Raw genomic sequence first — 24,333 nt, 5'->3', positions numbered from 1 at the left:
GAAAATATTACGATTTGACGTATAATAATATTATCTGTTGTGTTTATTTAAAAATAGAAGCTACGGAGTTTTCCATGCAATACAATTTTTACTTTGACACATGTGCGTTATGTATATTGGCAACGATTGGAATAATCTCTCTGTCCAGAAAAAGAGTTCCGTCATCGAGAGAGAAAGTTTATTCGCTGCTTCTTTTTGCTGTATTTATGTCAACTCTTTTTGAGAGAATAGAGACTTTCCTGCAGATGAATCCGTATGAGGGAGCATGGTATCACTATGCGGAGATGGTCTGCGGAAGTTTTTATTTTCTTGCGCATCTGGGATCGGGACTTTGCTATCTGTTGTACATAATGGCTGTTCTTGATATTTTTTATGACACGAAATCCGTTAAGGGCTTCTTTGTTGTGTATCTCGGCTATGTCATGGGAATCATAACGGTCATAATGAACTGGTTCAGCCCGCTTTTGTTTGGATATGACGAAAAGGGAATATATTTTAGAGGCAGTCTCATAGTCGGATTTTATCTGATCGCTTTTTATTACATTGTGTATGGAGTTACTTTGACGCTGAAATACAGCAATCTTATGAGATTAAAGACCAAGGTGATCATTCTTACTCATGTTGGTTTTGTTGCTTTGGGAATCTATCTGCAGTACCGCTATCCGCAGCTTCTTATAGAAAATTTCCTCAGCACGATCAGTATAACCCTGGTATTTATAACTCTTCAGAATCCGGGTGAAATGGTGGACGGAAGGATAAATGTCCTTAACAGAAGAGCCTTTTTCGAGTCACTTGGTCTTAAGATAAAAAAGAAAACTCCGCATTATATAGTTTTTGTGACAATAGACAATGTAAGAGCCCTTAGCTCCGAGATCGGTAATAATCAGGCTGACGGCGTTATCAAGACAATTGCCGGTTATCTTAAAAAAGTGGGAAGCAGAGAGCTGAATATTGTCACATATGTTTACAGATACAGTGATAATATCTTTGCGATATCGGTAAATACAAATGATAAAAAAAGAGCCGAGTCTCTTATGTATAAGATTGCGACCAGAATCCGTGAACCCTGGAATTATATGGATATGACCATAAAGGCCGAGTGCCATTGCTTTATGATGAGCTATCCCGACAGGTATGGCAATCTTGCGGAGCTTATGTCGAAAGTTGAGCTTATAAGCGATGATGTGGCACAGTGGTCAGATGCCGTGATCGATATTGATAAGATAGATTTCAAGAAAAAGCTTGGCGCGTATGACTATGAAGTACTTGCAAAGAAAAATATTGCCGAGAAAAAGGCAATCGTTAAATTCAGACCTATTCTTTCCAAAATTTACAGGATCGATTACACGGCCGAAGCGGTCTGCTATATATATGACGATAACGAGAGAGAAGTTGAGGTAAGAAAGTATATAGAAGATACCGGATCTACTCAGACTATTATCGACATCGATGAGTATGTTTTAAAAAATACTCTGAGAGTGTTGTCTTTTTGGAATGCCGGAGATAAGAACGGTAAGTACAGAGCTATTATCCCGATGTCACAGGCGGGAATATCAAGAACAGATTTTTTAAGGCGGTTTAAGGCACTTCTCAAAGAAGAAAAAGTTGAAGGATCTTGGATCAGCTTAAAGCTCACAGAGACAGCGATAACAACAATGAATAATGTGGCTGAAAGAAATCTTAAGATGCTCGGTGATATCAATGTCAATATTATAGTTGACGAATACGGAAACGGATACGGAAATATCGAGAGAATAATCTCGCTTCCGGTGGTTCAGATAAATTTTGCAAAGAGCCTGATCAAAATGGCGGGGAAATCAAAGCGGATGATGAACGTTATAAGCGGGCTGGTCAATATGTTCCACGATATCAGTCTGTTTGTGTGTGTGCTTCAGGAGTGGATACAGCTGAGGACAAGGATATAGCGGAAGAAATCGGGTGCGATTATCTTATAGGTAACTACATGGGAAAACCGGTAAATGACAGTTCATACGTGAACAGGATTGATGAGTATTTTGAAAAGGGGTATTGATGGGATTTTTAACCAATCCGAACAGCTATGATGCTTGCTTATCGATATCGGCACTTGTGCTGATGGCAGTTATCATAATCATATATTCTTCGGAAGAGTTCTCTTACGGAAAGCAGAGTCGTATCTTTGGCGTATTGATCATAGTCGGAACGATTCTTAATGTGATGGGATTAATTCATATTCTGTGGGTGAACAACAGGTGGATGAAAGATTGCCTGACTTACGAAATGAATTGCCTTGTGGTCATGGTGGAAAAAGTGATGTCGTATCTTGTTGCATTCTTTTCCATCCTGTATCTGATGGCTATTTTTGGTATGCAATTAAACAAGTTGTGGAAAAAGCTTGTCATAATATTGCCGACGGTGTTTACAATCCTTATTTTGATGTTGGGATATTTTACCGACTTTTTCTATTACTTCGATCATAACGGTGAGATTATCTATTTTTTCCCAAATGAGATTCTTGTAAGTATCGGAATAGTTCTGTATCTTATCTTTGCGTCATATCTGATGATCAAATACGGAAGAGTTCTGGCGAGCGAAAAAACTATGGCTATCTATACGTACTACATTCTGATGCTCCTTGGAGTTCCCATGAGGATCATATTCAGGACGGGGACTGTGTTCGAGTTCAGCGTTGCGATTTCTCTTTTGCTGTGCGTCTTTACTTTCCAGAATCCGAGTGAATTTGTGGACAGGATGTCCGGAGTCGGTACAAAAAATGCCCTGAATTTCGCAGTATATACAAAACTTTTACAAAAGAAGACGTTCACACTCATGGAAATAAGAGTGGATAAACTTCCCATAACAATCGGAAGTGAGTCGGTGGAAGCGGCTTCCGATCTTTTGAGGCAGATGACCGAGTTTTTGAAAAAGTCCTGTTTCGGAGCGGAAGTATTTTTTCCAAGAGACGGCTTTTTTGCCCTGCTCATCCCTGATGTAAAATCAAATTCGGAGGATATCGACAAGCTTTCGGATGCCATAAAGGCGAGGTTTAAAGAGCCTTTTAAATTAAGAGATTTGGAAGTTGGCTTTGATGTAAGTACAAGCGCGATAGGATTTCCGGATGATTTCAAAACGATAGAGCGGTTTGATGAGATAAGCAATATGATGTACAAGGCACTTTCGAGGGACAGTAAATATGTGCTCAGGGTGTCGGACCTTAATCTTAAGCATATCGAATATGATAAAAAGATCGGAAATCTTGTGCGCCATGCTCTTGATAACGGTTTGCTTGAAGTTTATTATCAGCCTATCTATTCGCCTGTTACCGGAAAGTTTTCTTCATGTGAGGCACTTATAAGGCTCAAGGACCCGAGGACGGGCTATATTTCTCCTGCCGTATTTATGCCGATAGCTGAGAAGAACGGAACGGTTCTTGGAATTGACAGATTTGTACTTTCATCTGTATGTGAGATGCTGGCAACTACGAAGGCGGTAAGTTACGGCCTCGAATATGTCGAAGTCAATCTTTCCGTTGTCGATTGCATTCAGACCAATCTTGCCGAGAGTATTCTTAAAATTCTGAAAGCGTATAATATAGGACCTTCGAGGATAAATCTTGAGATAACGGAGACTTGGGATAAAGATGTTACATCCGTGATCGATCAGAATATCAGCAAACTTATGAGTTCGGGAATCACTTTTTCCATGGATGATTTCGGAACGGGATATTCGAATTTTTCAAGACTTGCCGATATGCCGGTCAAGATCTTTAAACTTGATAAGAGTACCGTTCAGGCGGCCTTTGAATCAGAGAATTCATACATGATCATGTATAATATGATAAAGATAATTAAGAGCCTCGGAAAAGAAATAGTGGCTGAGGGAGTTGAGACCGGAGAGCAGGCAAAGCAGATAATCAGGCTTGGATGCGACCATATTCAGGGCTTTTTCTATGCAAGACCTATGCCAAGGGACCAGTTCATTGAGTTCCTGCAGAATAATAATTGAGGGGAACTTACTTGATCAGTATTTCCTTGCAATGGGGGCTTAGTGAGTGTAAAATTTATGCTTGATTATAATTTAAGGATGGTAAAGTATGGCACTGATAAAGAAACCGGTTACCGGAATGAAGGACATTCTTCCTTCCGAGATGCAACTTAGAGACTATTGTATAGGTATTATTAAGAAGACATATGCTGAATTTGGCTTCACATCTATAGAGACACCTTGTGTTGAGTCACTTGCAAACCTCAACAGTAAGCAGGGCGGAGAGAACGAGAAGCTTATATTCAAGGTAATGAAGAGAGGAGAAAAGCTTAACCTGGCTACGGCGAAGGAAGAGAACGACCTTACGGATTCAGGACTTCGCTATGACCTTACGGTTCCTCTTGTTCGTTTTTATGCAAATCATGCAAATGAGCTTCCGGCTCCTTTTAAGGCACTTCAGATGGGAAATGTATGGAGAGCCGACAGACCTCAGAAGGGAAGATACCGTCAGTTCATGCAGTGCGATATTGATATATTGGGAGAGCCTTCAAATCTTGCTGAGATAGAGCTTATTCTTGCGACAACCACAACGCTCGGAAATCTCGGATTCAAGGATTTCAAGATTCGTATCAATGACAGAAGGATTCTCAAGGCAATGGCTGCATACAGCGGATTCCCTGAGGAGAAGTACGATGACGTATTCATCACACTTGATAAGATGGATAAGATCGGACTTGACGGAGTAAAGGAAGAGCTTATTAAGGACGGTTATGATGCCGATTCTGTAAATAAGTATATCGAGCTTTTTGAACTTATAAGCGGAAAGAGCGGAATTGATGCTCTTAAGGCCGTTGCAGACAAGATCAGTGATAATCTTGACGCTGAGGTCAGTGAAGGCCTTACCGAGATCATCGACAGTGTTGAGAAGACAAAGTCGGCACAGTTTGAGATGGTATTCGATCCCACGCTTGTAAGAGGAATGTCGTATTATACGGGAACAATCTTCGAAGTATCCATGCCTCAGTACGGCGGAAGCTGCGGTGGTGGCGGAAGATACGACAAGATGGTAGGAAAGTTCCTTGGACAGGATACACCTGCTTGCGGCTTCTCAATCGGATTTGAGAGAATCATCATGATAATGATGGACGAAGGATTCAAGATTCCCGGCGCGAGCACAAAAGTTGCTTTCCTTATCGAAAAGGGTATAAAGGGCGACAGACTTGCGGAGATCATATCCGAAGCGCAGAAGGAGAGAGCGGAAGGAAAGCAGGTTCTTGTTGTACGTATGAATAAGAACAAGAAGTTCCAGAAGCAGAGCCTTACAGAGCAGGGATATGAGGAGTTCAGGGACTTTTATGACAAGCCGCTTGAATAAGACAGGCAGAGCGGCCCGGGTTCTTAGAGGAGGAATGTGATTGGACACCCACTTAGTCAGAATAATCACCTTGGTATTATTGGTTCTGTTGTCTGCATTTTTTTCATCCGCGGAGACAGCTTACATGACGATCAACAGAGTCAGGATCAAGGCTCTTGCAGATGATGGGAATAAAAAGGCGGGACGGATCCTTGCTATATATGACGACCCGCAGAAGATGCTTTCTGCGATCCTTATCGGAAACAATATTGTAAACTTGAGTGCTTCTGCGCTTATGACAGTGTTTGTCACGGATATGTGGGGTAATCTTTACATAGGACTCGGAACCGGAGCGCTTACTTTGGTAGTTCTAATATTTGGTGAGATTATTCCGAAAACAATAGCCAAGGCATATGCGGAGAACATGGCTCTTTTGTATGAACCGCTCATAGAGACCGTTATGATCCTTATGGTTCCGTTCAGCTTTGTTATCAATGGGATAGCGACTGCATTACTTAAGATCTTCAGGATCGATACCAACAAGCAACAGAAGGTGACCGAAAATGAGCTTAAGACGTATGTTGATGTAAGCCATGAGGACGGCGTTATCGAAAGTGATGAGAAGAAGATTATCTTTAACCTTTTTGATTTCAGCGATGCGCTTGCAAAAGACATAATGATTCCCAGGATTGATATGAGCTGTGTGAGTTCGGATGCCGATTATACAGAGGTGATGCGCGTATTCAAAGAGGATATGTACACAAGAATTCCTGTGTATGACGGAAACGATCAGGATAATATCATTGGTCTTATAAATGTAAAAGATCTCATTCTTATCAAGGATAAAGAGAATTTCAAGGTAAAAGACCACATCAGAAAGGCCTATTACACATATGAATACAAGAAGACATCGGACCTTCTTGTGGAAATGAGAGAAAAGACACGAAGCGTAGCCTTTGTCCTTTCGGAATATGGATCTACTGTGGGAATGATAACGCTTGAAGATCTTCTTGAGGAGATAGTCGGCGAGATCAGAGATGAGTATGATTCGGATGAAGCCGAGCTAATAAAGAATGTAGGCGGTATGAAATACCTTGTGGAAGGAAATATGAAGCTCGCAGATATCAATGATGCTCTCGGAACCGATCTTTCATCAGAAGATTACGATTCTATCGGCGGTCTGATGATAGAGAATCTTGACAGGCTTCCGAGCTACGGGGAGACGGTCACTCTTGACAGCGGAATAACGCTTACAGCGCGCGGTATCAAGAGAAACAGGATCACGAAAGTGCTTATGACAGTCAACTGCGAACTATCGAAGGAACAAAAAGAAACACTTTAATATTTCAGAAATATATGATATACTGAGTCGATGTATAAGGCTCAGAAACTATAAGTATTTTGAGGCAATCAGTAGGAGGAAAATCGATGAAGCACGTTAAGTCTTTGATTACAAGAAATCTTAAAGAATCAATGAAGAAGGGCGGATGCGGTGAGTGCCAGACATCATGCCAGTCAGCATGCAAGACATCATGCACAGTTGGAAATCAGAGCTGTGAGCAGCTTAGCAAATAATATTGTTTAATTAAAGTAAAATTAGGCGGGCAGCGGCCATGGTCGCTGCCCGCCGTATGTAGGTTACAGGAGATATTATGATTCACGCATATAAGAACAATGGGTATAATATTGTTCTGGATGTTAATAGCGGATCGGTACATGTTGTTGACGATGTAGTTTTTGACCTTGTCAAGATCATTGAGGATAAGCTTAAGAGAACATACGGTACCGCAGCGGCACCCGAAGGTCAGACTACGGTTATTACGGGCGAACTTGACAGGTTGTATAAAGGTGTCCTGGCAAAAACAGATCTGGCATCTAAATATTCAACCGAGGATATAAAAGAGGGAATCGAAGAGATTCTTGAACTGAGAGCGGCACAGGTTCTTTTTACGGATGATGTGTATGAAGGATATGTGGATGATTTTCAGAACAGAGAAACCGTTGTTAAGGCACTTTGCCTGAATGTGGCTCACGACTGCAATTTGAGATGTAAATACTGCTTTGCGGATGAAGGTGAGTATCACGGTAGAAGAGCGCTTATGAGCGAAGAGGTCGGAAAGGCTGCGCTTGATTTCCTTGTAAAGAATTCAGGCGGAAGAAAGAACCTCGAGGTCGATTTCTTTGGCGGCGAACCCCTTATGAACTGGGAAGTTGTCAAGAAGCTCGTTGAGTACGGACGCTCAATTGAAAAAGAATATGACAAGAATTTCCGTTTCACTATCACAACAAACGGAACTCTTTTAAATGATGAGATACTTAAGTTTGTTAATAAGGAGATGGGTAATATAGTCCTTTCCATCGACGGACGAAAGGAAGTCAATGACTCCATGCGTCCCAGAGCAGGCGGACAGGGTTGCTATGATGACATTGTTCCCAAGTATCAGAAGGTTGCGGAGAGCCGTCACCAGCTCAGATACTTCGTTCGAGGAACATTTACTCATGCCAATCTTGATTTCTCGGAAGATGTTAAGCATCTTGCAGAGCTTGGATTTAAGCAGATATCCGTAGAGCCTGTAGTTGCTTCGCCTGAAGATTGGTACGCATTTAAGGATGAGGATATTCCGATCATCTGTGAAGAGTACGACAAACTTGCAAAGTATTATATTGAGAAACACAAGGAAGGAAAAGGATTTAATTTCTTCCACTTTAACATAGATCTTGAGGGCGGCCCTTGTGTTGCCAAGAGATTGTCAGGTTGCGGATCGGGATGTGAGTACCTTGGTGTAACACCTTGGGGAGACCTTTACCCCTGCCACCAGTTCGTTGGTAACGAAGACTTTATCATGGGTAACGTTTTCGATGGAATAACCAGACCCGACATAAGGGACATGTTCAAGAAGAGCAATGTTTATTCAAGACCCGAATGTCAGAAATGCTTTGCAAGATATTATTGCAGCGGTGGTTGTGCTGCTAACGCATACAATTTCAACGGAGATATCAATGCAACTTACAAGCATGGTTGTGAGCTTCAGAGAAAACGTATAGAGTGTGCGATTATGATTAAAGCGGCGTTGGCCGAATAAGAAAAATTCATGGGAGGAACTGTATAATGAAAAAGTTAAAGTGGATTCCTGCTTTGATCCTTATGCTTGCTCTTTTGGTTGGAATTGGTTACTCAGCAGCATACGGATTGGGTGCAGACAAATCCGGATCATTGTCAAGTATTGACCTTGGACTTGACCTTGCAGGTGGTGTCAGCATCACTTACGAAGTTGTTGGTGATGAGAATCCCAGCAAGGAAGATATGAGCGATACAATCTTCAAGCTTCAGCAGCGTGTCGATCAGTATAGCACAGAGGCACAGGTTTATCAGGAGGGTAGCAACAGAATCAACATCGAGATTCCCGGAGCTTCCGATGCAAACAAGATTCTTTCGGAACTTGGTCAGCCCGGTAATCTTTACTTCATCAGCCATCTTGATAAGGACGGCAATGAGAATTACACATATCACAGTGGTTTTACTACCGATGAAAACGGTAATATGAAACTTGAAGAAGGTGTTACGCCCGGATATCAGCTCAATAAGTCAATAGATGAGCTTCTTGCGGACGGATCGATTGTTCTTTCGGGTGATCAGGTTGCATCTTCTCAGGTAGTCGGACAGAATGATGAGTATGGTAAGCAGGAGCCTGTAGTATCGCTTGAGTTTACTAAAGAGGGCGGAGAAGCTTTCGCAGAAGCAACCAAAAAAGCATTTAACAACAATCAGGATACTATTGCAATCTACTATGACGGAAGATTCATAAGCGTTCCTTCTGTTAAGGCTGAAATCCTTGACGGAAAGAGTGTTATCAGCGGTGGATTTACATTTGAAGAGGCTGATAGGGTTGCAACAAATATCAGAGTCGGATCGCTTAAGCTTCAGCTTCAGGAACTTCGTTCAAATGTTGTCGGAGCACAGCTTGGTTCAAATGCTATCAGAACAAGTTTGATCGCAGCAGCTGTCGGATTCGCACTTATTGCGGTATTTATGATCGTATTCTTCAGAATACTCGGTCTTTCAGCTACACTTGCTCTCGGATTCTACTGCGGACTTATCGTATTCCTGCTTTCAGCATTCGAGATGACGCTTACACTTCCCGGAATTGCAGGTATCATTCTTTCAATCGGTATGGCGGTTGACGCAAACGTTCTTGTATTTGCGAGAATAAGAGAAGAGATTGCAGTCGGAAAAGCTGTTGATGATGCGAGAAAGAACGGTTATAACAAAGCTCTTTCATCAATCCTCGACGGAAATATTACAACACTTATTATTGCCATAGTTCTTAGAGTCGGAGGAACAGGATCAATTAAGGGATTTGCAGAGACACTTATCCTTGGTATCATCCTTTCAATGTTCACGGCACTTGTTGTTACAAGAGCGATTACTTCAATCTTCTTCGGACTTGGTATTCAGAATCCTGTATTCTACGGCAAGGCTAAAACAGTTTCAACAAAGCCTTTCGTACAGAAGAGAAAGATATTCTATGCTATTTCATGCGCTGTTGTTGCAGTCGGAGTAGTATTTATGATAGTTAATGCTTCACAGGGAAAGGGAGCATTCAATTACAGCCTTGACTTTGTAGGTGGTACATCTACAACCGTTACATTTGATAAGGCATATGATTTTGCTACAGTAGAGTCTGACATAGTTCCTCAGATCAAAGAAGTTACAGGTGCTAAGGAAGTCCTTCCTCAGGCTGTAGAAGGAACAAATCAGATTGTATTTAAGACAGGTACACTTACTGTAGATCAGAGAGAAGCATTTGATAAGATGATGGAAGAGAAGTATGGCGTAAGCAATGACAACATTGCTGCCGAGACGATCAGCTCAACCATCAGTGGTGAGATGAGAGTAGATGCGGTTAAGTCACTTGTTATTGCTCTTATACTTATGCTTATCTACATCTGGATCAGATTTAAGGATATTAAATTTGGTGCGGCTGCTATAATCGCACTCGCACATGATGCACTTGTCGTTGTTGTTGCCTATGCAATTTCAAGATATGCTGTAGGAACAACATTCATTGCTGTAGTTCTTACCATTATCGGTTATTCAATTAACGATACGATTGTTACATTTGACCGTATCCGTGAGAACCAGCACAATGCAACCAATAAGAAAGAGCTTGGCGAACTTGTTAATAAGAGTGTGTCTCAGACAATCACACGAAGCTTGTTTACATCTTTGACAACATTCTTCACAGTACTTGCTCTTTATATCTTTGGTGTGGCCGATATTAAGGCATTTGCACTTCCTCTTATGGTTGGTGTGATCTGCGGTACATATTCTTCAATCTGCATCGCATCACCTGTATGGTATGATCTTAAGACAAAGGTCAAAAAGGCAGCTAAAAAGTAATTGCTGATGTATAATAAATAAGGGCGCCGTCTTTGGTGTAGTTTTACACCCAAGACGGCGTTTTTAAGTTCACCGGGCTTAGGGGGTAGTATTACCTTTTTTCACAGCATTTATTACCAACTCATAAGCCTTTTTTAATATATATATACGGAGTTTGATATGGCAAAATGGATGATAGCAAATAAGAAGGCGGATTTTGACGGGCTGGCCCGCGAATTCTCCATAAAAAACATAACTGCGAGACTGATAGCCAACAGGCTTATCACAGACAGGACAAAAGAAAATATTCAGTGTAACGAGGAAGCGGTTAAGACCTATATAAACGGGGATATCTCTTTTCTCCACGATCCTTTTTTGATGAAGGACATGGAGCAGGGTGCAAGGATTATCCTCGATAAGATACGCGATAATAAGAGCATAAGAGTTATCGGCGACTACGATGTTGACGGAATATGCTCTTCATACATACTGGTATCCGGCTTAAAGCTTTTTGGAGCTGATGTTGATTGTGTTCTTCCGGACAGGATAAAAGATGGCTACGGTCTGAGCGTCAAACTTGTTGATGAGGCTTATGAAGCGGGAATTGATACCATAATTACCTGTGACAACGGAATCGCCGCAGCGGAGCAGATTGAGCACGCAAAGGAAAAGGGAATGACTGTTGTTGTTACCGATCATCACGAAGTTCCTTTTGAGATGGACGATGATGAAAACAAAACGGAGATACTTCCTCCGGCTGATGCCGTGATTGATCCCAAGAGATCTGAAGGAGAATATCCGTTTAAAGAAATCTGTGGAGCTGTTGTTGCGTATAAGTTCCTTGAAGCAATGTCTGAGCTTAGCAAAGAAGAAGGACCTTCAGAGGAGGAAAGAGAGGAATTCTTTTTCCAGAAGCTTATCTTTGCCGGTATAGCCACTGTGTGCGACGTAATGGAGCTTAAGGACGAAAACAGAGTAATAGTTAGGGAATCACTTAAACGCATTCCAAAAACGGATAATAAGGGCTTAAAAGCTCTTATAGACGTAAACGGTCTTGATGCATATCATATGACCGGATATAATTACGGATTCGTTATAGGACCGTGCCTTAACGCAACGGGAAGACTTGATCTTGCAACAAGGGCGCTTTCTCTTTTCCTTGAGGATGATGCCGCTGAGGCAGCCAAGATTGCAGGGGATTTGAAGAGCCTTAACGACAGCAGAAAGGATATGACCAAAAACGGAGTTGATGAGGCGGTTACGTTTGTTGAGCAGGAAATCGAAAAGGGCGGAATGCCCAAGGTAATCGTTCTGTACCTTCCTGAAGTTCATGAGTCGATTGCGGGAATTATTGCAGGTAAGATAAAGGAAAAGTATTACAGACCCACAATAGTCCTCACAAAGGCGGCAGATGGCGGTGCGAAGGGATCCGGACGTTCTATCGAAAGCTACGATATGTACGAGGAATTATCCCGCTGTAAGGAGCTTTTTACCAAGTTTGGAGGCCATAAGATGGCGGCCGGGCTTTCTCTTCCAGAAGAGAATATAGAGCTCCTCAGAACGAAGCTCAATGAGAATTGCAATCTTACCGAGGAGGACTTTGTTCCCGTATTGCATCTTGATATGGTCATGCCGCTTAAATACATCGATATGGATCTTGTAAAAGAGTTTTCTATATTGGAGCCGTTCGGAACCGGCAATTCAAAGCCTTTATTTGCACAAAGAGACGTATCTCTTTTATCGGGACGTATTATGGGCAAGAATAAAAATTGCGGTAAATACAGAGTCACCGATGAAGGCGGTAAGTTATATGACATGTTGTTCTTTGGTGATATGGAAAGATGGCATAATTTCCTCAAGGATAAATATGGTGAGAGTAATGTGGAAAATCTGTACAGCGGATCAACTGACGGAACGATGAAAGTCAGTATCGCGTATCAGCCTGATATAAATACGTATCAGGGAAGAGAAAGTATTCAGATAATTATGAATGACTTCACATAATTTATTAAAAAGTTCCGCATAAACCACAAAAACACACGCGAAGCGTGTGTTTGCGGTTTCTTATGAGGGGGAGATAGCGAGTTGAATTAACAACTCACTTCTATGTTATTAATCATATACTAAAATTATGAATAAATTGTGTCGAAAATATAAAAAATTAGAATTAATCTTTTTAAGCTAAATTCGATAATTAAACTTTCTTATTTTAGAGATAATTTTAACAAAAGTAAACGGAGGATTGAATATGCTTTTAAGTGAATTATTAGATGGACTTACATTTACTGTAACTGCCGGAAACACAGATAAGACCGTTGATCCCGCGTCTGTAGAGATTAAAGATGTGGTAAATGACAACAGAAAGATTGCGGAAGGTTCTTTATTCTTATGTATTCAGGGCGCAAATTTTGACGGACATTCCTGTGCGGCAGAGGCTTTCGAGAAAAAGGCCGGAGCTATCGTTGTCTGCCATGATGTAGAACTTCCCGAAGGATGTGAAATGCCTGTTGTTCATGTGGAAGATACAAGATATGCGATGGCATTTATTTCTGCGGCTTACTTCGGACATCCCGCAAAGAAGCTTAAGACAATAGGAATAACAGGAACGAAGGGAAAGACAACAACTACATATCTTATAAGAGATATGCTTCAGAACGCAGGCCACAAGGTAGGTCTTATCGGAACAATCGAAGTTATCATCGGTGATGAGCATATACATGCCGAGAATACTACACCTGAGTCATATATGCTTCAGTATTATATGTCAAAAATGGTAGAAGCAGGCTGCGACAGTGTTGTTATGGAAGTTTCATCTCAGGGACTTATGCTTCACAGAAGTCAGGGCTTTGTTTTTGATATGGGTATCTTTACAAATATTGAACCGGATCATATCGGACCAAACGAGCACAAGGATTTTGAAGACTATATGCATTGCAAAGGTCTTTTGTTCAAACAGTGTAAAGTAGGTATCTGCAATGCCGATGATGTGCATACAGATGATATTCTTGAAGGTCATACCTGCGAAGTTGAGACATACGGATTCTCTGAGGGTGCGGATATAAGAGCAATAAATCTTGCATATATCCATAAGCCGGGTCAGCTTGGCGTCTTCTTTGACACAGACGGACTTATAAACATGCACGCTGAGATAAGAACTCCCGGTAAGTTCAGCGTTTATAACGCGCTTTGCGCTATCGCTGTTGCGAGACATTTTGATTGCACACCTGAGGAAATCGCACCTGCTCTCAAAGAGGCCAAGGTAAAAGGAAGAATTGAGATGGTAAAGGTTTCCGATGACTTTACTCTTATGATAGATTACGCGCACAATGCAATGGCGCTCAAGAGTCTTTTGACAACGCTCAAGGATTATCATCCTAACAGACTTATCTGTCTCTTTGGATGCGGCGGAAACAGAAGCAGATACAGACGCTTTGAGATGGGTGAAGTAAGCGGAAAGTATGCAGACTTTACAGTTATTACATCTGATAACCCGAGATTTGAAGAGCCTGAAGCCATCATCGATGACATCGAGACAGGTATGAAGAAGACTGATGGCAAATATATCAAGATAACCGACAGAAAAGAAGCAATCCGCTACGTTATCGAGAACGGCGAGAAGGGAGATATCATTGTTCTTGCCGGAAAAGGACATGAGGATTATCAGGAAATAAAAGGTGTAAAATATCACATGGATGAAAGAGAATTAATTCAGGAGATATTGGATGAGAAATAAAATTAGTTTAATTCATTAAACTAATTTATTTGATAGTACCTATCAAATAAATTGCGCATGAAGGAGGGGCTGTGGCCGAGTTTATATACGCTAATGTAATAGTAGACATATCGCATGAGAAGGTTGACAGACCCTTTCAGTACCGTATTCCGGACAGGCTTATCGGCAAGGTGGATGTAGGAAGTCCGGTGAACATTCCTTTTGGGCGAGGCAACAATGTCAGGAAAGGCTATGTTGTCGAACTTACCGACGAGCCTCAGTGGGAAGTTGACAGGATAAAAGAAATCATTGATATAGCCGGAGATACCGTTTCGGCTGAAGACCTTTCAATGAAGCTCGCGGCCTGGATGAAAAGACATTACGGTTCAACCATGAATGCGGCTCTCCGTACGGTTATTCCTTCGGGAAAAAAGCAGAACAGGCAGGTTCACAAATATGTTTCGCTCAGAATATCCCAGCGTGATGCGACCGAGTATTACTACGAATGTGTGAGAAAGAAGCAGACGGCAAGGGAGAGAATCATCAGGGAACTTCTCGATAATCCCGAAGACAGGATCCCTTATGAACTTGTGACAAGTAAGCTGAATGTCACTTCTGCAACATTAAAGAGCCTTTCGGATAAAGGAATCATCAGGATAGACAGTGAAGAATACTATAGAAATCCTGTTGCCGCAGATACCACAAGGTATGGGAAAAAGACTCTAAGCGACGAACAGCAGAACATTGTTGACAGTGTTATAAGAGATTACGATGAGGGTAAACGAAAGACTTACCTGATTCACGGCATAACCGGAAGCGGAAAGACTGAAGTTTATATAGCACTTATAGATGAGATTGTAAAAAAGGGAAAACAGGCGATAGTCCTTATTCCTGAGATAGCACTTACATATCAGACACTTATGCGCTTTTACAGGCATTTTGGAGACAGGGTATCTGTGGTAAATTCCTCTATGTCTCCGGGCGAAAAGTTTGATCAGATGGAGAGAGCAAGAACAGGGGATATAGATATAATAATAGGTCCCAGATCGGCTCTTTTTACCCCGTTCCCCAATACGGGAATCATCATAATCGATGAGGAGCATGAGACTACCTATAAGAGTGAGACGATGCCCAAATATCATGCAAGAGAGACCGCGATAGAGCTTGCAAGGCTCGTTCCGGACGGCGCCTGTGTGGTGCTCGGAAGTGCAACACCTTCTCTTGAAGCATATTACAAAGCAAAAAGCGGAGAGTACGAGCTTTTTGAACTAACTAAGAGACTAACGGGAGGAACGCTTCCTACCGTTGAGATAGCGGATCTTAGAGAAGAACTCAGAAAAGGTAACAGATCTATTTTTTCCCTGAGATTGCAGGAACTTCTGGATGACAGAATAAAAAAAGGCGAGCAGGCGATGCTCTTTATCAACAGGCGAGGGCTTGCGGGATTTGTTTCCTGCAGGTCTTGTGGTCATGTGTTTAAATGCCCTCACTGCGATGTGTCTTTGTCGGAGCACAGGGGCGGCAGGCTTGTCTGCCACTACTGCGGATATGAGGAGCCTGTAAAGAAGATATGTCCCAAGTGCGGATCCAAGTTCGTGTCTTCGTTTAGGGCAGGAACACAGCAGATTGAGGATGAGGTCAAAAAGTTCTGGCCTGATGCGAGAGTCCTTCGAATGGACGCTGATACAACGAGGACAAAAGGAAGTTATGAGAAGATTTTGTCCGCATTTGCAAATAAGGAAGCGGATGTCCTCGTGGGAACGCAGATGATAGTCAAAGGACACGATTTTCCCAATGTTACGCTTGTAGGCGTGCTAGCCGCGGATATGTCGCTCTATGCTTCGGATTACAGAGCAAGTGAGAGGACTTTCCAGCTTCTTACGCAGGCCGCAGGAAGAGCAGGAAGAGGAGACAGGGCAGGAAACGTAGTTATTCAGAGCTATCAGCCCGACCACTACAGCATTCAGACGGCGGCAAAGCAGGATTACGATGCCTTCTATGCCGAAGAAATCGCATATAGGGACATTTTGAGATATCCTCCGATCTCTCATATGATGTCGGTTCAGATCCAGAGTAGGGATGAAGAAGAGGGAATGGCATTTTCAAATAGGCTACGAGCTCTTATGGAGCAACAGCATATTCAAAATGCTGTATTTATCGGGCCGGCGCTTGCCACAATCGGCAGGATCAACGATGTGTACAGGATCGCTGTGTACGTTAAGCTCGATGACTATGACGGCCTGATCCTTCTGAAAGATGTACTTGAGAAATACATAAAAGATCTGCAGGATTCCGGCAGACTTAAGACTATATCGGTTCAGTTTGATTTTGACCCGGTAAATGGGTTCTGATACTATATATAAAATTATATATAAAATAGTGTTGCTGTCACCAAATAAGTCGACTTTATTACTTGGCTGAAGTGTTTTCTGCATTGTTGTCGGCAATTGCCGTATCGCTCGGTACAGCTCATTCCTCTGCTTTGCAGAATGACAATTTACTCTTCTTAAAAGGGCGAGATATTGGGGGACAGCAGTACTATTACTCAATCGCGGCGGTTGGTTCCGTCGCATCGATTATACTCTATGGCGCTGCTTGCAGTGCTTGCGGAGTGTTCTGCAAGATGCTACGAACGCGCTCTATAGCGCAGTCTTCGTGAAAAATCCATTTTTTGACTAATGCGTAAAAAATATATCGATTTAGTCACGTTTTTTCTTGAATATATAAGGGTGTAGTGACTAATATGTTTCATAACATTTGATATAGTCAAAATTCTCTCACCTTTTCCGGTATTGAAGGTTCCAAAAGCGCAGATTTTAGCGGAAAATGTGACTAAGGAACATGAAAACGATCGAATTAGTCACTTTTTGTATTTTTTACAATGTTCGGAAAGTCTTCCATGGAAGCAGGCAGTACAAAAACAGAAGTAAAAAGTGCAAAACCAAAAGTAGACTCAATAAGCAAATAATAAAGGAGATTATCAAAAGAAAAATGAATACCATTATTGAAAGTGTAAACAATCGTATCGCGTTTCTGAAGCGTGTAATAAGACGCGCAGAGAAGGAGAAAGGCTCTTTTCCGAAAGGGAGATTACGAACCAGTAGGAGTAACGGGAGAATACGGTATTATAAAGTAAGTAAAGAACGGGATACAAGCGGAGAGTATCTGCCCAAGAACGAGCAAATGTGCATGATAAGGCTTTTGGCACAAAAAGACTACAATAAGCATTTTCTTAAATCTGCTGCGGACGAATTGAAAATGCTTGAGAAAATGCTTGCAAGCTATCAAAAAAAACAATCTGAAACCGCATATGAAGACCTATCTGAAGAAAGACAAAATCTTGTTACATCATATATCCCGTCGGATGATCAAATTGCTGAAGAATGGCAGTCTAAGACATTTAAGACAAATCCATATAAAATTGAAAATAAAATATATGACACGAGAAGAGGAGAAAAAGTCAGGTCTAAATCTGAAGCTATAATCGCAGATATGCTTTTTGAAATGGGGATTCCGTATCATTACGAGTGTCCGGTTAGGCTAAGAGATGGAAAGATAAAGTATCCGGATTTTACTTTGCTTAAAAAGAGAACGGGAGAAGTTGTATATCTTGAACACTTTGGCTTTATGGATGACGAGAGCTATAGAAAAGATACTTTATGTAAGATGGATATTTACAGGGATAACGGAATATATCCCGGGAAGAATCTGCTGTTTACATATGAAACAACAGGAAATCCTCTTGATATTAAAGGAATAAGACGGATGTTGAAAGAAACTATGTTATAATGGCCGATATTAAAATGATTTGATAATAGTGTGGGTGCGTTTTATAATAACATGATGAAACTAAAATATTAGACAATCGTCTATAGTTGTTTTTCTAATAAACGTGTAAGAGGAGACCGAAATGGCACTTAGAACTATAAGAGAATACGGCGACAATGTACTTGAGAGCCGTTGTAAAGAAGTAAAAGAGATCACGCCCAGGATAAAAGAGCTTGTGCAGGACATGATCGACACCATGTATGATGCAAACGGTGTAGGACTTGCCGCTCCGCAGGTTGGAATACTTAAAAGAGTATTTGTTATAGATGTATCTCCTGAGGGTGATTCACCGATAGTATTTATCAATCCCGAGATACTTGAGACAAGCGGAGAGCAGACGGGATATGAGGGATGCCTTTCACTTCCCGGAAAATCAGGAATCGTAACAAGACCTAATTATGTAAAGGCTAAGGCAATCAATCTTGAAGGTGAAGAGTTTATTATAGAAGGCGAAGAGCTCATGGCCAGAGCGATTCTTCACGAAAACGATCACCTTGACGGACATATGTATGTTGAAAAAGTTGAGGGCGAGCTTGTAGATAACGAAGATCTCATGGCTGAAAATGAGGATGCGTAAATATGAAAATAATTTTTATGGGTACGCCTGATTTTGCGGCGAGCGCTTTGGAAAAAATAGTTGAAGCGGGGCATGAGATAACTCTGGTGGTTACACAGCCCGATAAGCCAAAGGGCAGAAGCGGCGAACTTCAGGTTTCGGATGTTAAGGCATGTGCTCTGAAACATGGTTTCCCTGTGTTTCAGCCTGAAAGAATAAAGCTTCCCGAAAATGTTGCTTATTTAAAAAAATATGAGGCGGATATATACGTTGTTGCAGCTTTTGGACAGATTCTTTCTCAGGAAATTCTTGATATTCCAAAGTTTGGATGCGTCAATATTCATGCATCGCTCCTTCCCAAGTACAGAGGAGCTGCGCCTATCCAGCAGGCAATTATTGACGGCGAGAAAACAACGGGCGTCACGATTATGCAGATGGCAGCAGGCATGGACACAGGCGATATTCTCCTTCAGAGGGAAATACCTATTGGCGACAATGAGACGGGCGGCGGTCTGTTTGATAAGTTGTCGGAACTTGGAGCGGAGCTTATCGTAGAGGCACTTCCCAAGATAGAGCGAGGCGAGCTTACACCTGTTCCGCAGGATGAAGAGCTTGCTACGAAGTGTGGGAAACTCTCCAAGAACATGGGAAAAATAGATTTTAATAAGAGCGCTGTGGATATAAGGAATCTTGTAAGAGGGCTTAATCCTTGGCCAAGTGCTTATACCCGTCTTGAAGGCAAGATGCTCAAGATTTGGACCGCTGACGCTATTGATGATAAGAATGTAAAAGAAATTGCGGGAAATGCCGAAGTTATGAAGAATGCTGAGCCCGGAACAGTTTCTTTTGTCACAAAAGAAGTTATCGGCGTTGCAACGGGAAAGGGAACTTTGGTTTTAAAGGAAGTTCAGCTTGAAGGTAAAAAGAGGATGCTTGTGAAAGATTTTTTGCTTGGAAATAAAGTAGAGATCGGGACAAGTTTCCAGATGCGTTGATAATATGATTTAATAAGAATTAGTCTATATGATCTGAGCAAAGCATTTATGGTAGACGGCAGATTTTTACTGTAGTAGATGCAATGCATAGTGATAGGATGATGGTATACCGGAATCGGAGGTGAGTTAAATGGGTTACGGTTATGGAAGAATGATGTACGGATATGGATTTGATCCAATGTATTTTCTTGTGATAATAATGGGTATTTTGTGCCTTATCGCAAGTCACAGGGTTTCATCCGTTTATAAAAAATATGAGAGAATTCGCAGTATGTGTAACATGACAGGAGCACAGGTTGCTGCTGAGATACTTAGAAGAAACGGGATCACAGATGTTATGATCCAGCACGTCAGTGGTAATCTTACAGATCATTACGATCCGAAGGCGAAAGTTATCCGTCTTTCGGATGCGACATACAATTCTCCGAGTGTTGCGGCAATAGGAGTTGCTGCGCATGAGTGCGGCCACGTTTGCCAGCATTATTACGGCTACGTACCTCTTAAGATAAGGACAGCTATAGTTCCTGCTGCCAATATCGGCTCAAAGGCAGGAATCCCACTTATTTTCCTTGGTATGTTGGTAAGCTTTTCTCCGCTTATCACAATAGGAATATGGGTATTTTCATTAGCTGTTTTGTTCCAGCTTGTGACACTTCCCGTAGAGTTTGACGCTTCTCACAGAGCACTTGTAATGCTTGAAGAGTACGGGATTCTCGGCTACGAGGAAGTTAAGGATTCAAGAAAAGTTCTTTCAGCTGCTGCAATGACATATGTTGCTAGTGCAGCGGCAGCAGTAGTACAGCTTCTTAGACTTATTCTCTTGAACGGCAGAAGGAGAGACTGATAAATGAATTTTACGGATAATAAAGTGAAAGTTACAGTGATCGAGAGCCATTGCCCCAAGTATAAAGAGGGTGATGTGATCTGCTTCGAAGGAAGTCTGCTTGATAAAGAGAAGAGCGACAATGTGTGCATGGTTGCGATGAATGCAATTTATCCCTTTGTCTATGCTTTCAGAAGAGGCGGAAATCTCAGACCGGGTCCTTACCAGTGCACAGACTGCGGTGAGACGGTCAAATTTATGATAGAGAGTGTTGAGTAAAGTATACGAGGAGTGTTATCTTAGTGCGAGATAGCACTCTTTTTGAATGGAAAGAGTTGCAATTCACTACGTTACCCTGCTAAAATATATTTTATGTTGTTTTAACAGGGAGGTAGGGGGAATGATTGGCTTATATCTAAGCGGAACAGGCAATTCTAAGCACTGTGTGGAAAAGTTTGTGCAGTTACTTGATGAAAACGGCAGGACTTTTCCAATTGAAAATCCACAAGTTATTGAAAAAATTAAAAATGAGACGGATATTGTTGTGGGCTATCCTACGCAATTTTCCAATGCACCGCTTATGGTGAGAGATTTTATCAGGAATAACAGCACCATTTGGGAAGGTAAAAGAATCTTTTGCATAAATACCATGGGTGCTTTTAGCGGCGACGGTACAGGTTGCACCGCAAGATTGTTTAAGATTTACGGAGCTACGGTGACAGGCGGATTGCAGATCAAGATGCCTGATTCTGTTTGTGACAGCAAGCTCTTGAAAAAGACAGAAGAGGCAAATAAGAAGATAGTTAAACAGGCTGATGAAAAGATTGAAGCATGGGTAGCGAAGATCAAGAGCGGAAAGTACCCGAAAGAGGGACTTGGATTTTGCGATCGTATTGCAGGTTTGTTCGGCCAGCGCTTGTGGTTTTACGGAAAGACTTTAAAGTATTCGGATAAATTAAAAATAAGTGATGCATGCGTGGGATGTGGACTTTGCGTCAATGAATGTCCAATGGACAATCTTGTGCGGCAATCGGACGGTAAACCAAAACCGCAGGAAAAGTGCACCATGTGCTACAGATGTATCAGTCATTGCCCTGCGCAGGCAATCACACTTCTTGGAAAAGAGGTTGTTGAGCAGACTACATTTGAGAAGTTCAACGTCGGCTAAAAGTAGAAACATGTTATTGAGACAGCAACACTAATGAAACAAAAGACAGCAGTAGGAAAAGAGGAGACAGTCATGGGAAGCGTAATTCTTGAAGCAAAATCAGTAACAAAGAAATTTGACGAACGAAATGTACTTAACGAAGTCAGTCTTTCTGTTGAAAAAGGCCATTTTATCGCGGTTTTGGGGCATAGCGGCTCCGGAAAGTCGACACTTTTAAATGTTCTTTCAACGATTCTTACGCCTTCAAGCGGAGAAGTTTTTTATAACGGAAAAAATATTACCCGATTTTCAAAGGGAGAGATAGCAAACTTAAGAAGAGACAAGATAGGCTTTGTTTTCCAGCACTATATGCTTCTTCCGAATCTCACTGTCAGAGAGAATATTTTCCTTGGAGCGGAGAAAAGAGATGTTTATGAACATGATAAAACTGATATGAGTGAAATTGAGAAACTAAGCGCACTTCTTGGAATAGATAAGTATCTTGACGAGTACCCGTATAAGCTTTCGGGAGGCGAACAACAGAGAGTCTGCATTGCAAGAGCTGTTGCAAAAAATCCTGAGATCTTGTTCTGCGATGAAGCAACGGGAGCGCTTGATAAGGATAACAGCATCAATATCGTTAAGCTCCTTCATGAGATAAAAAAGAAATTCGGAACCACGATCTTTTTTACCACACATAACAGAGAAATAGCAAAGACAGCTGACAGGGTGCTGGTGCTCGAAGACGGAAATATCATAAACGATTACATGAACGATGAGATCATTGAGCCTGACGCAATGGCATGGGGGATTTGAGCACAATGAAATTATTATATAAGCATATTAAAAAAGATTTTTTGGCCAAAAAAACAATGATGGCGATTTTGTCGTTGTTTTTGATCGGTACATCCTTTCTACATTACTTTGTTCACTTTTCTGTTGATAAAAACTTAAAGATATACAGAAAACTTGATCAATCGGCTCTTGCCGAGAACGAGCTCAAGTTTATTAACGCGCTTGAAATCAATAAAGTTCTGATTCGAAATATGTCATCTGCGATGATCGCTGTATTTCTTTTGATACTATTTCTTTTTTTGACAAATACCATAAAGAAGAATCAGGCAAAGATGGGACTTTTGCAGTCGCTTGGATTTACAACCTGGGATATAGCAATACAGACTTTCAATTTATTGACCGTAGTGTCTTGGATCACTGCTATGATAGGAGCTTTTGTCGGCTTTTTCGGCTCAAGCATACTTATTTCTGCATATAAGAAGACCTACATGGTTGAATCGCTTTCAAAGGGTATAAGCTTTTCGGCTTTCATTTATCCATTTGCATGGGCGTCGTTTATAGATATCGTGACCCTTATTGCATATGCATTATCCGCTAACAAGGAAGCCGCACTCCTTATGAAAAAAGCTGACAGCTCAGCGGGTAAACCCGGATTTGTCGAGAAATTCATCGGCTTTTTCAAGATGAAAGGAGGATATAAGTACAAGCTTACTTTGAAGAATATAAGTGAGTTATTGATTCTTGTCACTGCGATTGTTACGTTTGGAATCATGTTTGTTCTTAGCGTATCACTTCTTCTAAGTAGCAGAGAGATTATGGGATCGCAGCGCGAAGGAAGAGAATACAGCTATGTGACTGAGTATGATGAGGTAAGAAATGTCGAGGCAAGTACAGTAGAGGAAGGAAATACAGATACAGTACCACCTGACAGCGCCGGTGATATTTCGTATTATCTCAGATATAATGCAGAAATCGATCATAACGGCGAAAAGATATCCTACAACATCATAGGCACCGACAGCAATAATGAGCTCTTTTCCCTATATGATAAAAAGCACAATAAAATCGACCTTTCAAACGAACCGGGCGTTGTTCTTAATCCTGAACTTGCCGAGAACTATGGCATTAAAGTCGGAGACAAATTAAGTATCGAGGTTAATGGAAGAGCAGTTGAAATCGAAGCGACGAATCTCGCAAGAAATGCCGGCATAAAGAGCATGTACATTTCAAAAGAAAAACTTGCCGCGTTAATGGATGTTGATAATGCAGCATACAACGGTGTTTGGTCAAATGCTTCATTGGATGAGAGCGCAAGCACTCTCTATGAAGATAAGATGGAGGCGCTTTCAAGAGATCAGACTTCCAACAAAGCGAGCGCGATAATAAACCAGAGCATCGGCGTTGCAACAGGGTGCCTGCTTATCTTCCTTGCGATATTTATAGGACTGTCCGGAAACACGGAGAGCATCCTGATTTTTGACCTGCTTGGATATGACAATAAGAAGATAAACAGTATACTTCTTGATCCGTACCTGATCGTATCGAATATAATCTTTTTCCTATCGATTCCGATTTGCATATATGCGGCGAGAAAAATACAGATAAATACGTCATTTGCAACAGGCGATTACATGCCGTTTCAGGTTTCAGGTTTTACGATTGTCTATATGTTTGTTATATTAAACTTGATCTGTTTCCTTGTAAGAGCAGTCTTTACAAGAAAGATCAAAAAGATAATCGAGGGAGAAAAGCAAGCGGAGTACTTGTCTGAATGGTGATC

The 24,333-nt window shown here is 41.5% G+C and carries 19 protein-coding genes; all 19 read left to right on the top strand.

Features of this window, described 5'->3' with window-relative positions; all coding sequences use genetic code 11:
- Positions 1-74 precede the first annotated feature (74 nt).
- The 19 genes from CD00_RS0107925 to CD00_RS0107835 all read left to right on the top strand — a co-directional run bounded on the left by CD00_RS0107925 (position 75) and on the right by CD00_RS0107835 (position 24,331).
- Positions 75-1,925 carry an EAL domain-containing protein gene (locus CD00_RS0107925; RefSeq protein ID WP_026655480.1) on the top strand — a complete coding sequence of 617 codons (1,851 nt, stop codon included), beginning with the start codon at positions 75-77 and terminating at the stop codon, positions 1,923-1,925.
- Positions 1,898-2,032: a hypothetical protein gene (locus CD00_RS20880; RefSeq protein ID WP_255346800.1), complete on the top strand. Its 135-nt coding sequence runs from the start codon at positions 1,898-1,900 to the stop codon at positions 2,030-2,032. The genes CD00_RS0107925 and CD00_RS20880 overlap by 28 nt, the downstream gene beginning before the upstream one ends.
- Complete coding sequence (locus tag CD00_RS0107915) at positions 2,032-3,984, top strand: EAL domain-containing protein (RefSeq protein ID WP_026655479.1); 1,953 nt, start codon at positions 2,032-2,034, stop codon at positions 3,982-3,984. Before CD00_RS20880 ends, CD00_RS0107915 begins: the two co-directional genes overlap by 1 nt.
- 88 nt (positions 3,985-4,072) lie before the next feature.
- Positions 4,073-5,338, top strand: a complete 1,266-nt coding sequence (gene hisS / locus CD00_RS0107910; protein ID WP_026655478.1) for a histidine--tRNA ligase — start codon at positions 4,073-4,075, stop codon at positions 5,336-5,338.
- 40 nt (positions 5,339-5,378) lie between these two features.
- Positions 5,379-6,659 carry an HlyC/CorC family transporter gene (locus CD00_RS0107905; RefSeq protein WP_026655476.1) on the top strand — a complete coding sequence of 427 codons (1,281 nt, stop codon included), beginning with the start codon at positions 5,379-5,381 and terminating at the stop codon, positions 6,657-6,659.
- 86 nt (positions 6,660-6,745) lie between these two features.
- Positions 6,746-6,892 carry a six-cysteine ranthipeptide SCIFF gene (gene scfA, locus CD00_RS17700; RefSeq protein WP_034462031.1) on the top strand — a complete coding sequence of 49 codons (147 nt, stop codon included), beginning with the start codon at positions 6,746-6,748 and terminating at the stop codon, positions 6,890-6,892.
- A 77-nt stretch (positions 6,893-6,969) separates the two neighbouring features.
- Positions 6,970-8,400, top strand: a complete 1,431-nt coding sequence (gene scfB / locus CD00_RS0107895) for a thioether cross-link-forming SCIFF peptide maturase (RefSeq protein WP_026655475.1) — start codon at positions 6,970-6,972, stop codon at positions 8,398-8,400.
- Between the two features lie 26 nt (positions 8,401-8,426).
- Positions 8,427-10,718, top strand: coding sequence for a protein translocase subunit SecD (secD, locus tag CD00_RS0107890; protein WP_026655474.1), 2,292 nt, complete (start codon positions 8,427-8,429; stop codon positions 10,716-10,718).
- Positions 10,719-10,877: 159 nt separating this feature from the next.
- Positions 10,878-12,701, top strand: a complete 1,824-nt coding sequence (recJ, locus tag CD00_RS0107885; protein WP_026655473.1) for a single-stranded-DNA-specific exonuclease RecJ — start codon at positions 10,878-10,880, stop codon at positions 12,699-12,701.
- A 244-nt stretch (positions 12,702-12,945) separates the two neighbouring features.
- Positions 12,946-14,430, top strand: a complete 1,485-nt coding sequence (locus tag CD00_RS0107880; protein ID WP_026655472.1) for a UDP-N-acetylmuramoyl-L-alanyl-D-glutamate--2,6-diaminopimelate ligase — start codon at positions 12,946-12,948, stop codon at positions 14,428-14,430.
- A 71-nt stretch (positions 14,431-14,501) separates the two neighbouring features.
- A complete protein-coding gene (priA, locus tag CD00_RS0107875; protein ID WP_242838938.1) occupies positions 14,502-16,760 on the top strand; it encodes a replication restart helicase PriA in 2,259 nt (752 codons plus the stop codon).
- 640 nt (positions 16,761-17,400) lie between these two features.
- Positions 17,401-18,198, top strand: coding sequence for a hypothetical protein (locus CD00_RS0107870; RefSeq protein ID WP_026655470.1), 798 nt, complete (start codon positions 17,401-17,403; stop codon positions 18,196-18,198).
- 121 nt (positions 18,199-18,319) lie between these two features.
- Positions 18,320-18,814: a peptide deformylase gene (def, locus tag CD00_RS0107865; RefSeq protein WP_026655468.1), complete on the top strand. Its 495-nt coding sequence runs from the start codon at positions 18,320-18,322 to the stop codon at positions 18,812-18,814.
- Between the two features lie 2 nt (positions 18,815-18,816).
- Complete coding sequence (gene fmt, locus CD00_RS0107860; protein ID WP_026655467.1) at positions 18,817-19,788, top strand: methionyl-tRNA formyltransferase; 972 nt, start codon at positions 18,817-18,819, stop codon at positions 19,786-19,788.
- 130 nt (positions 19,789-19,918) lie between these two features.
- Entirely contained in the window at positions 19,919-20,632 is a 714-nt protein-coding gene (locus CD00_RS0107855; RefSeq protein ID WP_026655466.1) for a zinc metallopeptidase, read from the top strand.
- Positions 20,633-20,635: 3 nt separating this feature from the next.
- Positions 20,636-20,890, top strand: a complete 255-nt coding sequence (locus tag CD00_RS0107850) for a TIGR04076 family protein (RefSeq protein WP_026655465.1) — start codon at positions 20,636-20,638, stop codon at positions 20,888-20,890.
- Positions 20,891-21,011: 121 nt separating this feature from the next.
- Positions 21,012-21,779, top strand: a complete 768-nt coding sequence (locus tag CD00_RS0107845; protein WP_026655464.1) for an EFR1 family ferrodoxin — start codon at positions 21,012-21,014, stop codon at positions 21,777-21,779.
- A 33-nt stretch (positions 21,780-21,812) separates the two neighbouring features.
- Positions 21,813-22,574 carry an ABC transporter ATP-binding protein gene (locus tag CD00_RS0107840; protein ID WP_242827173.1) on the top strand — a complete coding sequence of 254 codons (762 nt, stop codon included), beginning with the start codon at positions 21,813-21,815 and terminating at the stop codon, positions 22,572-22,574.
- A 5-nt stretch (positions 22,575-22,579) separates the two neighbouring features.
- Positions 22,580-24,331, top strand: coding sequence for an FtsX-like permease family protein (locus CD00_RS0107835; RefSeq protein ID WP_026655461.1), 1,752 nt, complete (start codon positions 22,580-22,582; stop codon positions 24,329-24,331).
- Positions 24,332-24,333: the final 2 nt, after the last annotated feature.

Origin of the sequence: Butyrivibrio sp. AE3003 (genome assembly GCF_000686065.1) — a bacterium.
In the GTDB taxonomy this organism is placed as follows: Bacteria; Bacillota; Clostridia; order Lachnospirales; family Lachnospiraceae; genus Butyrivibrio; species Butyrivibrio hungatei_A.
This window is presented reverse-complemented; position numbering and strand designations above follow the sequence as displayed.